This is a genomic window from Algoriella sp. (genome assembly GCF_036647415.1).
GTDB lineage: Bacteria > Bacteroidota > Bacteroidia > Flavobacteriales > Weeksellaceae > Empedobacter.
The window spans coordinates 1-15,771 of record NZ_JAVXKG010000051.1 but is presented as its reverse complement, the minus strand read 5'-3'; the positions used below and the strand labels follow the sequence as shown (position 1 = coordinate 15,771).

The 15,771-nt window shown below is 29.1% G+C and carries 22 protein-coding genes; 2 read left to right on the top strand and 20 right to left on the bottom strand.

The window, feature by feature from the left end; translation table 11 throughout:
- The coding region (locus RSC72_RS14990) for a CDGSH iron-sulfur domain-containing protein (RefSeq protein WP_332578622.1) at nt 1-197 on the top strand (197 nt) is incomplete at its 5' end.
- A gap of 225 nt (nt 198-422) precedes the next feature.
- On the opposite strand, the gene RSC72_RS14985 is transcribed toward RSC72_RS14990, so the two are convergent.
- From RSC72_RS14985 to RSC72_RS14890, 20 genes are all read right to left on the bottom strand, one after another.
- Nucleotides 423-926 carry a hypothetical protein gene (locus tag RSC72_RS14985; RefSeq protein ID WP_332577220.1) on the bottom strand — a complete coding sequence of 168 codons (504 nt, stop codon included), beginning with the start codon at nt 924-926 and terminating at the stop codon, nt 423-425.
- 7 nt (nt 927-933) lie between these two features.
- On the bottom strand, nt 934-1,404 hold the full coding sequence (locus RSC72_RS14980) for a hypothetical protein (RefSeq protein ID WP_332577219.1): 471 nt from the start codon (nt 1,402-1,404) through the stop codon (nt 934-936).
- Between the two features lie 346 nt (nt 1,405-1,750).
- The gene (locus tag RSC72_RS14975; protein ID WP_332546347.1) at nt 1,751-2,566 is read right to left on the bottom strand and encodes a restriction endonuclease; all 816 of its coding nucleotides are present in this window, start codon (nt 2,564-2,566) and stop codon (nt 1,751-1,753) included.
- A 123-nt stretch (nt 2,567-2,689) separates the two neighbouring features.
- Complete coding sequence (locus RSC72_RS14970) at nt 2,690-3,100, bottom strand: hypothetical protein (protein WP_332546346.1); 411 nt, start codon at nt 3,098-3,100, stop codon at nt 2,690-2,692.
- 176 nt (nt 3,101-3,276) lie between these two features.
- Nucleotides 3,277-3,606, bottom strand: a complete 330-nt coding sequence (locus tag RSC72_RS14965; RefSeq protein WP_332546345.1) for a hypothetical protein — start codon at nt 3,604-3,606, stop codon at nt 3,277-3,279.
- A 213-nt stretch (nt 3,607-3,819) separates the two neighbouring features.
- On the bottom strand, nt 3,820-4,239 hold the full coding sequence (locus RSC72_RS14960) for a hypothetical protein (RefSeq protein WP_332546344.1): 420 nt from the start codon (nt 4,237-4,239) through the stop codon (nt 3,820-3,822).
- Nucleotides 4,239-4,598 (bottom strand): hypothetical protein, encoded by a 360-nt coding sequence (locus RSC72_RS14955; RefSeq protein WP_332546343.1) that lies wholly within the window; start codon nt 4,596-4,598, stop codon nt 4,239-4,241. Before RSC72_RS14955 ends, RSC72_RS14960 begins: the two co-directional genes overlap by 1 nt.
- A 153-nt stretch (nt 4,599-4,751) precedes the next feature.
- Nucleotides 4,752-5,045: a hypothetical protein gene (locus RSC72_RS14950; RefSeq protein ID WP_332546342.1), complete on the bottom strand. Its 294-nt coding sequence runs from the start codon at nt 5,043-5,045 to the stop codon at nt 4,752-4,754.
- 166 nt (nt 5,046-5,211) lie between these two features.
- The gene (locus tag RSC72_RS14945; protein ID WP_332546341.1) at nt 5,212-5,640 is read right to left on the bottom strand and encodes a hypothetical protein; all 429 of its coding nucleotides are present in this window, start codon (nt 5,638-5,640) and stop codon (nt 5,212-5,214) included.
- Nucleotides 5,603-7,108, bottom strand: coding sequence for a hypothetical protein (locus RSC72_RS14940; protein WP_332546340.1), 1,506 nt, complete (start codon nt 7,106-7,108; stop codon nt 5,603-5,605). The genes RSC72_RS14945 and RSC72_RS14940 overlap by 38 nt, the downstream gene beginning before the upstream one ends.
- A gap of 49 nt (nt 7,109-7,157) precedes the next feature.
- Nucleotides 7,158-8,180, bottom strand: coding sequence for a serine/threonine-protein kinase (locus RSC72_RS14935; protein WP_332546339.1), 1,023 nt, complete (start codon nt 8,178-8,180; stop codon nt 7,158-7,160).
- A gap of 5 nt (nt 8,181-8,185) precedes the next feature.
- The gene (locus RSC72_RS14930; RefSeq protein ID WP_332546337.1) at nt 8,186-8,641 is read right to left on the bottom strand and encodes a hypothetical protein; all 456 of its coding nucleotides are present in this window, start codon (nt 8,639-8,641) and stop codon (nt 8,186-8,188) included.
- A gap of 260 nt (nt 8,642-8,901) precedes the next feature.
- Nucleotides 8,902-9,564 (bottom strand): NUMOD1 domain-containing DNA-binding protein, encoded by a 663-nt coding sequence (locus RSC72_RS14925; protein WP_332546335.1) that lies wholly within the window; start codon nt 9,562-9,564, stop codon nt 8,902-8,904.
- Entirely contained in the window at nt 9,530-11,011 is a 1,482-nt protein-coding gene (locus RSC72_RS14920) for a primase-helicase family protein (protein ID WP_332546333.1), read from the bottom strand. The genes RSC72_RS14925 and RSC72_RS14920 overlap by 35 nt, the downstream gene beginning before the upstream one ends.
- 152 nt (nt 11,012-11,163) lie before the next feature.
- The gene (locus RSC72_RS14915; protein ID WP_332546331.1) at nt 11,164-11,928 is read right to left on the bottom strand and encodes a hypothetical protein; all 765 of its coding nucleotides are present in this window, start codon (nt 11,926-11,928) and stop codon (nt 11,164-11,166) included.
- A 498-nt stretch (nt 11,929-12,426) separates the two neighbouring features.
- Complete coding sequence (locus tag RSC72_RS14910) at nt 12,427-12,972, bottom strand: DUF3871 family protein (protein ID WP_332578621.1); 546 nt, start codon at nt 12,970-12,972, stop codon at nt 12,427-12,429.
- The gene (locus RSC72_RS14905; protein WP_332578620.1) at nt 12,929-13,153 is read right to left on the bottom strand and encodes a DUF3871 family protein; all 225 of its coding nucleotides are present in this window, start codon (nt 13,151-13,153) and stop codon (nt 12,929-12,931) included. The genes RSC72_RS14910 and RSC72_RS14905 overlap by 44 nt, the downstream gene beginning before the upstream one ends.
- 12 nt (nt 13,154-13,165) lie before the next feature.
- Nucleotides 13,166-14,023, bottom strand: a complete 858-nt coding sequence (locus RSC72_RS14900; protein WP_332578619.1) for an AAA family ATPase — start codon at nt 14,021-14,023, stop codon at nt 13,166-13,168.
- Between the two features lie 275 nt (nt 14,024-14,298).
- The gene (locus tag RSC72_RS14895; RefSeq protein ID WP_332578618.1) at nt 14,299-14,448 is read right to left on the bottom strand and encodes a hypothetical protein; all 150 of its coding nucleotides are present in this window, start codon (nt 14,446-14,448) and stop codon (nt 14,299-14,301) included.
- 144 nt (nt 14,449-14,592) lie between these two features.
- Entirely contained in the window at nt 14,593-15,498 is a 906-nt protein-coding gene (locus tag RSC72_RS14890) for a hypothetical protein (protein WP_332578617.1), read from the bottom strand.
- Nucleotides 15,499-15,575: 77 nt separating this feature from the next.
- On the opposite strand from RSC72_RS14890, the gene RSC72_RS14885 reads away from it, so the two are divergent.
- Nucleotides 15,576-15,771, top strand: a 196-nt coding sequence (locus RSC72_RS14885; protein WP_332578616.1) for a helix-turn-helix domain-containing protein, incomplete at its 3' end; no start/stop codon positions are given.

The following is a 15,771-nucleotide window of genomic DNA, read 5'->3' as shown; positions in this document are numbered from 1 at the left end:
ATAATGGATCGGTAAAAATTGAAGGAGATTTCGAAATAGTAGATAAAAACGGAAACGCTTACGGATTGCAAGGCAGAACAGTACTTTCGATCTGTCGATGCGGTTTGTCTAAAAACAAGCCTTTTTGCGATGGCGCACATAAAGGACATTTTGAACATAATGCGGTTGCTTTTGACCTTCCACCTAAAAAGGTATAACTAAATACAAAGCCTTACATTTCTGTAAGGCTTTGTTTATTGGGCTCGCCCTTTCCGATAGCGATCTGAACAGGCATTGGGCTCTCACTCAAGTCCCGAGTTCCTTTATTCATGAGGGTTTTCTTATGTCAGATATTCGTTAGAAACCGAATTTTACTCTTTTCACAAAATATAGATTATTTTAAAGTAAGGTTGTCAACTTTTTTTGCAAGTTTTTAAATACTCTTATATTAATCTTTTATCTTCAATTTGTTTAAAAATTTCGGATAAAACTAAATCCTCATCAGGAACTATGTTATAAATGAGTTTAATGTTTTTAACCGCATCAACTATATCAACATCAAAGTCATGTAAGCTTGTATAATCAGATATAAAACAATTATAGAAGTCCATTTTTATAATTTTATCAAAAAAATCAACTGCTATTTCTTCGTACTTTTCTATTTGTGTACTTTGAGCAAATTTAATTGGCACAGTAGTCCCTGGTCTAGGTAGCTCAACATTGTTCCTTTTGTATTCTTCAAACAATAATCTTAAATTTTCAATAGCTTCTTTCTTGTTTTTTCCATGTGCAACAAATAAATGCCAATTTTCAAAACCTGCTCCGTATTTAATATCCTCTTGTTCAGTATTAGGATTAAACCAAACATTTAAAGGATAATCTTCAAATCCCCAACTCTTTTTAAAGTAGGAAATTAGCATTTTAAACAATGCATTTACCTTTTTCATAATTATTTTATAAGTTTCTAATTAAAATTTCTAAATCATACATTGATATTTTAGTAACAGTTTTTAACACTTTATCATCATCAAATTTAATTACTAAAACACCTTGATTATCTTCTTCATAGCCAACTTGTTTTATATCATAGTTGATATTTTCGAAGTTAAATTCTTTCACTTTATCTTTAAACCAATGATAATCGGCAACGTAAGTCAATTTTTTATTACCAAATTGAATAGACTCGCAACCATAAGTATTCCATAGTGAAACTCGAAGCATATAAAAAGCTATGAATCCAAATACGAATAGAAATAATATATGAAAAAAACTTAAACCTATATTGCTAGTAATATTTCCAATAAAACCACCTATCGGTAAAGCTATTGATAAAAATGTAATGAGATATAATAGTATTCTACCTAATAAAGGACTTTTCTTAACTCTCAACACTAATTGGTTCTCTTTAAACTCAATTTGATTCATAAATATGTTTTAAAAAACAAAAAGGAAGATAATTATAAAAAAGAATTTATACTTATATTTTATTAAAATTTAAAGCCCTATAATTTTTAAGCAGGTGCTCGAACCTAAAAATAAGCATATCCTAGAAACAAAAAAGCCTCACATTTCTGTAAGGCTTTATATATTTTGCTCCCCCTCTTGGGCTCTCACTCAAGTCCCGAGTTCCTTTATTCATAAGGGTTCGCATTTATCAGATATTCGTTAGAAACCGAATTTTACGCCTTTCATACAAATATAGATCATTTTAAAGTAAGGTTGTCAACTTTTTTCGCAAGATTTAGTAACCCATCATTTCTCCAAACACATGTTATGTGTCGTCTTTCTTTATAAATTTCATTTCTCCAGTCAATACATTTTTCAATATAGCTTTTGTGGCATTTTCTCCATCAAAAACCCATTGAGCTTTATCTATAAATGTATCATAGGTAATTTGAATAGCTTTTATTTTTATGTTACCTAAATTTTCACTTTTAATGTACGCATTATCAAACTCATAAACGTATTTGTTATCTGAATTTTGATTTTCAATAACTGGCAATTCATCTTGAAGTTGAAGAAAATTTTTTATTCTATTACCATTGTTGTCGTAAATCCAAATTTCGTTGTTCATCCCTGAAATTTTAACTTCGATTAAGTTTAGTTGATTTTCTGGAATATTAATTTTACACCATTCATAATCAAGCTGAACAAACCACTTTTTTGCATTTTGGCTAATTGCTTCTACGTCCGTTACAATTGTTTTAATACGTCCATTCCAATCATCAGATTGTGGTTCTCTTATTACAATTAAGTTTATACCATGACCTTCTGCAAATAATTTAGCTCCTTTTTGATAACCAACTTTAGTTACAATAATCCCTTGAATATTACCAATATCCTCTAAAGTACCATAAAAGTTTCTCACGATACCAATATTTAGTTTTTTATTGTAGTTTTTACATTCAATTGCGACTTTGTGATTTACGCCTGCAAATGTATATTCCCAATAAACATCAATTTGATGTTTTGAAGATTTACCTTGTATCTTAACATTATGTTTTACTTCAACTGTTAAACCTTCTTTATCTAATAATTCTTGATAAATTTCTTGGGCGAATTTTTCATACTTAATATTTTCGTTCATAGAAAGTTCTATATTATTAAGGTTAACATAACTTTTGGGCTCTGCGTTAGAGCTGGATTACTTAGCACAAAGTTCCATGTTTACACGTCAGCCCACCTGACGCAAACCCTTGTTAGCAAATAGTCATATGAATATTCTATCTTTTAATTTCATCTCAGCCAATTCTGTTAGGTCAACAAAAAGCAGATGCCATTTAATAATTGTCTTTTTCGACCACAATTCTTCAGCTTCTCTAAGAATTGTGTTTTCATCAAAATTAAATTTTTCAGCCATCACAAAGAAAACGATTGGGTTAGTTATTGCTTTGTGGTAATTTTTTAATAATTTCGCAGTTTTATCTAATGTTTCAATAACATATTCAGATGTTATTTTCTTTGCAGAATATTTTATTTCTACAATAATATCTTTTCTTAAATCCGAACCAGAAACAGGATAATCTATTGGCGAAAGTATGATGTCAAATTCTAAATTGTTTATTCTATAATTTGACATCACATTATAACGATCTGAGAACTCATACTTGAATTTTTCCACTATCAAAGCTTCAATCGCAAAATACGCTTGAGCCGAAACCTTTTTCTCCGATTTAGATATTGCGGGATATTCAACTTGAACCTCCCTTTCTTTAAGTTCTAAAACCTCTTCAACACTTACTTTTTCTGCGTTTAGACTTTTGTCTAATTCAAAATTTGCTTTTTTATTTTCTGTTTTTAACTTATTTCTTCAGTAATTTTATCGTCTTCAATTTTTTGTCGTTTATGCCATCTACTTCCACCAAAAGAAAGAGATGTTAATCCTGTTAGTATGCTAGTAATAGATAGCCATGGTATTATTTTAATAAGACACAAAGAAAATTTCTGTTTTTCAGTAATGACTGATTTAGCAATTGGGGATAACTTTTGGATTTTATCCGCTTCTATTTGCAAATCGAAATTTTCTCTTAAATAGAAATATGGTAGCAAAAGTCCAACTGTAATTAGAACATAGCCAGTAGAAACTAAAAATCTGTTGAAGTCGGAATATTGAACTTTGTCTATCATAGTGCTTTAGCGATCTCTGCTAACGTTTCGTGGCTTGGTGTCAATACTCAAATTGAAGCGAAAAGTTTCAATTTAGCGACAAGTAAGTAAAAGCTGATTAATTGAATAAATTTAAGAAAAAGTCAATATGATTGGCTTTTTGCGAAATACGAGCAGAAAATTTCATTTTGACTTAACCCTGCCATTTTACAAACCCTTGTTAGCGTTAGTTTTTTATAGATTTGCTTTAATCATTTTAAATATTTTCTCTGCTAATTTATCATTATCAGATTTTTGGCTTGATATGGAGGCAGAATGTTCTTTTTTAACCCAAATTATGTTATATTTTTTATTATACTTTTCGACAAGTTTTACAGTTCCTCCTCTTGTCCTTGTAGCGCAAATAATTATGTCAGCCTCAATTTTTACAAATGAGGGTAAGCTTTCAAAAATTCTTGAATTTGGATCTCCTTGACTTTCTATTGCAATGATTTTTCCGTTAATTTTTATTACAACACGAATATCTCCTCCATAAATGGGAATTATAATTTCTAAAATTTCATAATCTAGGCTTTTAAGCTTGTCAAATAATAATTTTATGGTTTCCGATTTCCCCCTGTCTTTTGAACCATATAAAGCATATATTTTTTTCATTAGTTGTCTGTTTTTAATTCAATAACTCTATCCATTGCATCATCAACAATTTTTAATAATTGTGATGTTGAATAACAATCCTCAATACCTTGTTCAAGTTGTAGAAAAAATAGACTTTCTCGTTTGTATGGATTGGTTTTTGAAAGTTTGAGAAGAGCTTTAGAAACATAACTTTTTACTTTTTCAAATTGCTTCTCAAAAGTCCCTAAATGTTTTGCATAAGTTTCTCCACGCTCCATTGCCATTACATTTTGCATATAGGAAAGGTCTGCTCCATTTCTTGAACCTCTATCACAATTAAAAGCATTACGAACTAATTGCTCATATCTTGTTGCTCTGATATAATCTTGTGTACTCATATTTTCAAATTACCGCTAACCTCAAATATACGCAATAAACATTAATAAATATTTGTATACGTTTACAAATAGCTTTTGTTAATATTGGTTAATCTAATTATTAAACATTCTAAATCAGATAAAATTTAAACCTCATTTGAATATGTTATTCTCTCAAACATTATTTACTTTTTTAAAAGTCATTATTACTTCATCAATAGACTCAGATATTTTATCATTACTCTTGTTTCGATCTTTATAAGTGTATAATGCATAATATTGAATATTGTTTGCTAAATCATTTAAATACTGTTTTCCTTGTATTCGATATTGCGATACTTCAATCTCATCTAATTCAATTAACACGGTAAACCCAAAAAATGAATGGCTACAATTTACATCAATAAAAAAGCTGTTTTTATCCTTAATAAAAAACCAGAAAAGAGGTTCATGGTGTATTACTTTCATCCTAATTATTTTACATATATACCTTCTAAAATAAAGAATAATTTGGAATGAGTAATCAGAATTATTTCTTATTTAGGAAGTCTATGTTAGCTTTCTAATACAGAAACATAAACCTTATGATAACAATAAAGTATTATAATAATGTCAACTTTTTTTGCAAGATTTGCTATCCTATCATTTTATCAAATTTCTTGTTAGCTGATGTATGTTTCTCTAAATAAATGAATGATTGAGGAGCAGTGAAATTTTCAATAAAATCAATTGGGTCAATATGGGTTTGGAATTCCACAACTTTCTCAATTATTAATCCAAAACCTTTTTCTGTTTCATTATAATACTCAAAAAAGTCTAATTTCTCAATCCCTCCAACAGACTTAAAACGTTCCCATAATTTTTTGGGAGTATCTTCAATTATTTCTGCAATAGTAAAATAACCTATTATCATTTTGGTGGGAGAAGATGAATAAACATAAACTTTCTCTACATCTTTCTTAAAAATTTTCTTCCTAAACTCGACGGTTTTAGAACCTTTCATTATAGATTCTGCAAAGATTGGTTTAATTGATAATATAACGTCTGTCAAAGTATTCTTCATCTTTTAAATTCTGATAATCTGTTTCTGAAATTTTAGTTATTGTTTGAATTTTGTTTTTAAAACTACCCAAGCTTTCAATCTTCTGTAAATTTACTTTCTTTTTTAAGTAAGTAACAAGTCTAAAAGTAATAACATTTAATTTTCCTTTCTCATTAAGCATTCTTTGAAGCTCATTTTGGCTAAAAACTGTTTTCTTATTTACGATTTTCCATAAATCTTCAAAATTATCAACAATATTAATTGATTCCAATATTCCTACAGGTTCTATTACCATACTACTTCTAGAAGCATAGAAAAATAATAAATCTCCTTGCTTCAAATTTTTTATTTTTGAATTTGATATATAAGCCTTTATAATTGTATTTCCTTGAATTTCACTTACACTATCAAAAGAATCGTCAAAAAGTGTTGGTTGCCTTAATTTTCCATCTTTAAATAAAGCTGAATAATATCTTGGTTGAATTGGAATGGCAAATTTAGAAACTTCCTCACTATCTAAATAGAAGGGATGATTATTAACTATGTTCTGCTTCTGAGTAATAACTGATTTATCTAATGACTTAATCATTTGTACTTCTTCAAGCCCTTGCTTATTCAGGAAAGTTCTCTTGTAGAAACCGAATTTTTGAAGTAAGTAGATAAGATGCGTCTGCTTTTCGTAAACGGTTAAATAAAGATGCTTTATACTTTGACTAATACAGTACTCAAACATCTTATTAATAAAAAGCTCTCCTAACTTCATTCCAAATACTGTGTCTGCAACTTTAAGAGTGCAAATCTTCAACATTTTCTCGTATATCCCTTCAATTTGATGATCTTTTACATCTTCTAAATTATAAATCAAAATTGCATTGATTTCTTGATTTACTTGAAGTGTGTAACATTTTCGGTTTTCTTTAGCACATTTTTTTAACCAACTATTAAAATAATCTTTTCCATAGTCATTTCTTAAACTATCAAAGAAACCATTATCAAATTTGTCTTCAATCTCTCGTATACTATGCTCCTTTAGAATTGGATGTGAAGGAATCTTAATAGTATACATTTCTTCAAACAATTCTAAAATCTGAACAATTCCCTTTACTTTCGAAGATAAATTTATAGATTTTGACTTCGCATGTATTCCCTTATCCTCTGTTACAAAATAATCAACATATTGTTTATGTAATTGAAACAATTGTTTATTATCAATTCTATCATTATCTTTTTTACAACCAATTTTAGAATTGAAAATATCAGTAAGCTTTGCATAATCAACTAACTGTTCGTATTTCTTTAGCTTTGATATAGTAATTTCTCGACGTTGAATATCGTTATCTCGTGCTAAATCAATTGGGATAGCTTTGGGATGGTAGAGAATTTTACAGTTGTTCGAAATCGCTATACGATAAAACTCTGCGAACTTATCATTTATAATGCTATTATTCTCTAAATGAATCAGAATATTTGTATCAATTAAAATTCTCATGTATATGATCACTATTTAGTATAAGAGTTAATTTGATTATAATTAATCTTTATTTTCCAGTTAATACAACTCGATTTAATACATTTTTTAATTTTTTATCATGTTGTGCTTTACTGTCACAAATACTACACTCTATATTCATTTTTTTTTGATTTTTACCTTCGCTACCTTTATAGAATTCTAAATCAAAGCAACCTTGTGTTTTTCTTATTGATTTTACAGTAAATATCATCTTACCTACCTTACAATTCCACTCAGTCCCATTTTGTATAGTTTTAGGCATCCAACTAGTAAAAATTTTTATTTTTTCAATAGCATGTCTAAATTCAGAAGCAGATTGAAATCTTTTCTGCGGATCTAAACTTAATGCTTTATTAATTATATTTCTAATTGCAGTAGGAATAAAAGGGCGATACTTATTCCGATTTGGATAAGTTCCTTCTTTAATCATTTCTATCAATTCAGTTGGATCCACCATAGGAATATATGAATCTCCATTAACCAATCTATAAAGTGTTACAGCTAATGCGTATATATCAGTTCTCTTATCTGTAATATCGTTAGTAATTACTTCTGGAGCTAAGTGTCCAATATAACCATAAGGTGTTGCAGTTCCAGAAATATTCAACTTTGTTGCCAAACCAAAATCTGATAATCTAGCACTATTTAAATTATCCATAATAATATTTGCAGGTTTTATATCTCTATGAATATAATCTAAAGAATGAATATATTCCAATCCACGACAAACATCTGAAATGATTTTTAAACTCTCCTGTAATGGTAAAACACTACCTTTGATAACATCATCCAAACTTCCTTTGGGATAATATTCCATTGCGATATATAACTTCCCATCAGGAGTTGTTCCAGCATCAGTAATTTCTATTACATTAGTATGCTTTAATGACATCAAAATTTGAGGTTCCTGATAAAATTTGCTTGGATTACTAATATTATGACTGGGAACAAACTTTATTGCTCTTCTAACTCCTAAAGCTCTGTCGTTACCTAACCATACTTCTCCAAAAGCTCCATTACCTAATCTTTTTTCTAAATCGTAATCTGGCATATTTATTATTGTTTTGGTAAACCACTAATTGCAGCTATACAAGCTTCCTCATATTTTGATTTAGCTAAATCAGAAAAAACAGGCAGTTCTAGTAACTCTCCTAAATATTTAGCTTTTCTTGCTGTTGTTGAACAATGAAGTTGCTTTTTAATTTTTCCCTCTACTGTTGTTGTCTTAGGATGACTAAAAATAGCTTCTTGTAAAATCCCTTCTAATTCACCCCTTTGAGGCTCTTTTGTTCTACTGATAGTTTCCGTTGCTTTGAATATAGCAGCATCAATATTTTTAGTATCCATTATTTCCAAAATCTCTTTACGAAACCAAGCTAATTGTTCAGCTCTGCTTGATGATTTTGGAAGTGATAGATGATTTTGAGATATAATAATAGGATTTTCTTGTGTCCCACTTAAAATGATGTAAGAAAATTTATCTTTCCAACATCTAAATCCGATTGATTTCATGTATTATGTTTTGTAAGATTATTTTTAATGTTTTTTTTCCTATTTTTTAGATACGGTAGTTTAGCAAAAAACTATATCCATAGTTCGTTATGTTGCAATGCTAAAATAGCCAAATAATTTAACGGAATACATTTTATAAACAAAAAATAGATCTATAGTGAAATAAATTTTGCAAAATTCATAGAATTATAATCACATTTATCAAAATCAAATCATAGAGTTTAGTATATAAACAAAAAAACTCCCGAAGGAGCTTTAAATCAATATCTAAACTTATAACCTGATGTTTGTTTACGTTCGCCTCTGCAACAACGTGTAATTGATGACAATCCTATATCCAACTGTTTAGATGCTTCTCTCGCTGAACCGAAAGTAGCTAACAATATACCATCTAAATCATATTGATATACTACTTTAGAACGTTTATCTTCAACTTCTGGATATTCTGGAGTGTAAGACCATAAGAATCCTTTTGCTGACTTTAAACTACCTAAACAAGCATTACTTATAGTTTTACGTGAGGCATTTACAGATTTACCTGCCTCCTCTAACGTATGATATGTTGCTATTGGTTTAGTATTGTTCATTTCAAACTGATAAATCGTTTTTCTAAAACCACCACCTCTATCAGAGTTATAACCATTTTGCATTGTATTATATGCTTCAATGTAATGGATTTCCTTTTGTGCTAATTCATCTGTGGTTTCTGCTTCATCTAACAATTCAATTTCAAAAGCCTGAGAACCGAAGTTCTCAATGGCTTTATGAAATTTATTGTCAACTTTTTTTACACTTTTTTGAAGGTGGTCTTGTAAACGGAGTTTGATTTCTTTTGTTGTTGAGCCAATGTATGAATCTCCTGTTAAGTTGTTCCAAATGCGATAAATATTATTCATCTGAACCTCCTTCTTCTGAAATCTCATTTAATAATATTTTATTCTTTGAAATCGGCTCTTGAGGGTTAGTAATTTTAAAGCTAAGAACACTTCCAGAATTTTTGTCTTCGTAATTAAAGTTTTTATAATAACAATACTTCATTAAAGCTTTTGTGAGGTGTATTGAAGATATAGGTAGCTCTTGATTTTCATTAAAGTCTTCTAAAACTTCCCTTTTTTCTAGAAATATCCCATTAAATGAATCCACAATCTCCTCATTAATGAAATCGTATAGTCTGTCACCTATCAAACCTCGTAACCTTGAATCTATAATATCTTGGTTTATACATTCTTTTAGTCCATTTTGGTGATAGTACACAATACACTCTAGCATAAAAAGATAGAACTTATTGAATTTTCCGTTATCCCAATCATCAGAAAAGAATATTTCATTAAAATGATCTTTAGGCGTATAAGCTCCACTAAACACATTATCTAAGACCAATTCAATCTTTCTACGCTCAGAAGATGCACCGGGAATCATTTTAACTTCTCTATTAGATGATACCACAAACTTTGGTGCATATTTATATTCTAAAATAAATGATTGCTTGCCTTTTTTCTCAACTTCAAAATCTCCTGTTGAAACTGAAAATATATCCTCTAGTTTAAATTTATCGTTTACGTCGTCTAAGAATACTGTATTTGTGTAAGGATTTACATTTTGATATAGAAATCTATTTGTTCTATCATCATATCTTTTACCGTCAATTACTGTTACGTTTCTTAGTTGTTTGATTGCCCCATTAATCAATAAAGTTTTCCCAGTTCCTCCGTTTGCAGAAGTCTTTGTGCCTGTTTCAGCATCATATAGTAACACAATCTTATTTTCTTGTGCTTCTTTATTAGTATGTAAAAGATAGCCTAAAATTGATTTTAAAGAATTAAATCTATCTTCATTGTTACCTGTAACCATCATAAAGAATTCTTTGAAGTTACAGCCATCACTAGTTTCAGGCTCTATGAACGTTTTATCAATTCTACTGTCTGATAATATTGAACCATCAATATTTTTATACCTGATTACTTCATATCCATTTCGTGTGATTTTTATCAACTTATTCATAAATGGTATATAGGTTATTTCACGAGTATCTCTCAATATGTCAAGCTCAATAGTTTTAAGGAATTGTAATTTATTATATGATAAATATCCTATACTGCCTCTAAGAAATTTCTCAATATATTTCCTATCCAATTCATGAGCTTTCATCAATGAAACTAACTTGTATGCAAGATTCTTTTCGTTATATACTTCAATGACGTTGTTCCGCTTGTAAATTAATTGATTGTTATATGGACTCTGTTCGTCTCTACAAATTCCAAAACCAATTTCTTGAAGTAAATTAATTAACTCCATTTGTTGTACTTCTACCTTGTCACCTTCAATTTTGAAGATTGCTTGAAATAATTCTTTTTGTTGACTATTAGTCATAATTTGAAAATTTAATATTTAAACCTTTTTACTGGCAAGGCTGTTAAGCCAGTGAAGTTTATAAGCGCTTATTAATTTCAACTTGACAAAGGTGCGAAGAGTGCAAAACCTGTATACGGGAAAAAAAAAATTTCCCTTAAAAAAAGGGAAATCTATTCTGGTTTTAAATCGATATTCTTAAAGAATTTTCTAATCCTTTCTGTTGATTTACTTATAGTTACATCTTGTTTTTTTATACCGCTAATTTTTTTATTAATTTCCGCTAGTTCTTGAAATTTATCATTCTCTTCTATACAAAAGAACCTTTCAATAAAATGTCCGAGCTTAATATCTGATACATTTTCAATAGCTCTTTCTTGTCTTAAAAAATAGAATAATGCAATCATATCAATTTTATTCCATCCTTCAAGTTTAATTCTATCAGCACCAATATATTTATCATTATATAATGTAGGAGAATTAATTGCTATTTCAATTTGGCATAATTGTGATTTTAATTCAGTAAACAATCTAAAATCGATAAAATTGAATTCATCAATATTATCAATTACAGATGCTACACGTTTCTTTTGCTTATCTAAAAACTTACGCCTTTCTTTTTGATCTTCTAATAATTCTTCTCTTATATAATTGTAAAAATCTTCTAGAAAGTTATGACTTATTCTTTCAATTTTTGCAGGCAGAAATGTTTTGTAAAAGAAAATATTATGAGTATCATAAGAAATACCATTAGGGTCTTCGGAATACGGTAATGGTATCTGCTCCGAAATACTAAAATCATCGGTTAATAGAATTCTTTTAAAAGGTGGTAAATCATCTTGATTCATACTATAAAAGAAATCTTGCTTTAGGAAGTCTATTTGTAAATCAATAAATGATTCTCTATCTATAAAGTAATCGATTAAAAAAGGTTTCATTATTTATATGTTTAAAGCAAATATAGACAATTAGTAATTTTTTAGCTCTTAAATTAGTACCCCCCTAACTTTTTGCAAAAAAAGTTGACTTCTCAAAAAAAAGACTGAAGCCTATAGAACTTCAGTCTCATAATTGTAAACGTTTTCAGTGGTTATTTGATTACCTGTAACCGTCTCAAAAGTTTTGCATCAAAATACAGCATGACAGGTTGTTTAATTACAATATTTCAAAGGATTTGTACAGATAGTAACTGTTGTTTATTTGGTAAACAGTTTCTAACCTGATAGAGATTTTAACGCTTAAAACCTCATATTTAAAGCCTTGTTGTACATTACCTACAGTTTCTTTTGCTTCAACTATAAAAGGGCATTCAAGCTTAATTAAATGCCCCAAATAGTCAACAACATACAACTCGTTTGAATAGGTTAAATGTATTTGTCGTAGCAGTTTTTCGTATTCATTCATTAGAACGTTTATTCATATAAAAGCTATTATTATTAGTATAGATACCAATTGTTAATTTCATTTGATTTGAAATTGGTTAGATATTGTACAAACTCGTATGCATTGGTATTGCGTTCAAAGTTGACATCAATGTAAGTGCTTTTGTTAGCTTCGGTAAATAAATTGTATAAATTCCAGAAGTGAATTGTACCATCATCAGCTTTCATAAAATCAATATCTGTATGATAATCTTTTACAATAGAATTAATCTGTGTATCTGTAATAGTTATTGGAAACAAGTGTTTTTTAGCTTCTTTTGATTGGTAATTGTACATTTTCATTTTACCAACTAAATGAGCAAATTGTTCTTCTGTTATTTTATGGTTCAACATAGACTTCATGGTATTTACATGAGATTGTCTATCATAAGAATTGAATAGTTCATATACTTTTTGTTTCAATTCCATAGTAGAACTCACACGTAAATCAGCTTTTAAACCATCGGTTGCAATACATAAATTGGTGCATACGGTATTTTGATAACCTACAAATACTTTAAATTTCTTGTAAAGCTTCTTGTACTGTGGTAATGAATTCATAATGACTGATTGTAGTTTCATTATCTTTTGCAAATACAGGAATGATACAATCTTCTTTTAAATGAAAAAGGCTAACCTGTAACGTGTTAGCCTCTATAAATTTTGTCTTTGATGTGTTTTCGATTCTTGAATCGTCAATGATTTCAATGGTCGGGTTCTGTGGTAATGCTAGTAATTCCATAATAATTTTGTTTTAGATGTTAATGATGTTGTCTGAAATGATTTGATTGGGTGTAAATTCTAATTCTGATTTACGTTTCATAATATCCTCGTAAATATCTTTACGCTGATCGATGTACTTGTTGTACAGTTGTTTTAAGTCGTCTTCGTTTGTTGCTTGATAAATTTCTAATTTGATTTGATCTAATGATTTACCCTGTTTGCACCAATCTGAAAGCTTTTTACCTGTTGACGAATTAATCACAAACTCAGGTTTACCTGCAAATAAGCTTGTACGGTCTTTTGAAGCGTTTACTAGGTTTCTGTCGTTCAGAAATTCAAAGTTTACGGTTAATTCATACTCATAGCCTTCACGAGTAATTTCTTTCATACCTACTTTAGATACTTTGGTTTTACCGTTAGAATCTTGGTCAATGCTATAATCTACTTTTCTACGCGATGTAGTAATTACATGACATTTAGATTGTATGATAGCATCTAAAAAGGCATTGTGTCTTGGAGTAACTTTTGCCCAATCGTTGAATCTACCACCTAACATTTCATGGATTTCTAAACAACCACCTTTACCTTGCCATTCGTGGCTAATTGAATCAACGATAATAACCTCCATAGCTGCATTTTCACAGACTTTAATAGCTTCAATGTATCTTTCTGGAGCGAATGGTTCTTGAAGGCTTAATACGTTAAAATCTCCCAAATGTGAGTATAAACTCGCACTATTATTTTCGGTATCAATAATGGCAATTTTACTCCAATCTTCTGTGATACCATACGCTAATAGTAAGGCTGAATAAGTTTTTCCGTAGCCACTAGGACCTGAAAGTCCAATTCTTAATTTTACTTGATGTCTTTGTGCTTTTTGTAACTGCATAATTTACTGTATTTAGTTGTTTATATTAATTTTTATGAAATAAAAATCCCCCTCGAAGCGGAGCGGAGAGGGGGAAAGATTTTTTGTACTTCTTAAAGGTTATAGAAATTTCTAACACCTCCAAGACTTAAAAGGTATAAATGGTGCTTGGTATTTCATTTACCCCGATAGTAATGTACAATTGCTTTGTATTTCATAAGTTCAAACAATATAGTTGCCTATTACAGCTATACAATTGTTCAGTTATTAAAATTCTGCTGATAATTACATAAAAGTTATTCTTTAATAGAACTGTTGTTATTTTCTGAATTTATTAAGGCTCTTTGTTCCTGCCTAAACTTCTCAATTACATTCATTAATGTGTTCCATTTTGCTTTTTGATTATCATTCATTAAATGATAGTACGGATTAGTCTTTGTTTTCATAAGCATATTATAAGTTTTTATATAAGTACTAATTAACTTTCTAAAAAGGATGTAGCCTCTAAAAGCTGCAGGGAGACACCCACTTTTTTAATAACAGAGGGGGATACCTATTAATTATACTCCTTTTGCATTTTTGAAAAAAATTTAAAAAATATTTAATTCGTCGCTTAAAGTTTTATTTAAAACTGTTTCAGAGCGTTCATCTAACTCCATAACCATGCTAAACAATAAGCCAGGGTCTTCTCGAATGTTTTTAGCTACATCTTCTAAAATAACATTGTAATATTGCATCCCATAACGATTACTTTTGTATTCCCATTTCAATAGAATTTCCTCGTTATCTTCTTTTATAAACTCCATTTTTTCTTTTAAATCATCTCGATATAATAATATCCTACCTTCCTTAGTTATTTCTAATGTATTGTCAGCAGACAATAAAGGTCTTAACATTTCAATAAATGGTTTAATCTCATAGAAGAATTGATAAATATCTTTTAGAATAATATTTTTATCATCCTTATAAAGCAATTCACTTTTTTTAATATTCGAATGTATTTTTCCTGTATCATATTGGTCGATTTCAGAAAGTTCTGAACTACCAAGTAAAGTAGTTGCAGGGTCAGGAGTAATTGGACTATCTAACTGCTTGCTTCTACCTTTCAATTCAATAATAATATGGTATCCTAAATATAGAAAAATTGAGATTCCTAAAATCCAAAGAACAACATTATTTAAATTATTTTCAGATCCACTGTTTTCAACAAGCACATTGGAGGCTTTACTATCAATATTTTGAAATGAACCCTGTACATTTTGACTAAATGAGTTCTGATCAGATCTAGCAATACGCTCTTTTTGTATAGCAATTTGCATAGCTTCACTATCAGTTAAAACTTTGGTATTTCCTTTAGTCGTAGAATATTTATATTCCATCAAATCTGCTTCACTTAATATAAGAGGTTTATCTAATTCACTTTGTTCTCTCTTCAAGCTTTGAGAATATGCATTAAGTAATAATAAACAACCTAAAATAGATAATACTTTTTTCATAAAATGAATTTTAATTTTAACAAATATAGGCAAATAAGCCTATGCTTTAAATTTAGTTTGTTGCCAATTTTACTTCAATGCAAATTGATAAATCAGATACATTAGTAAAATTCGGTAACCGCTTTAAACATCTAAGAGTAATTAACAATTACACTCAGGCTGAATTAGCTATGGAGCTAAGTGTTGAGATCTCTCAGATTAGTAGAATAGAAAGAGGTTTAATTAATACTTCCGTATTTATGATATATCAAGTTGCACAAGTATTAAATATAC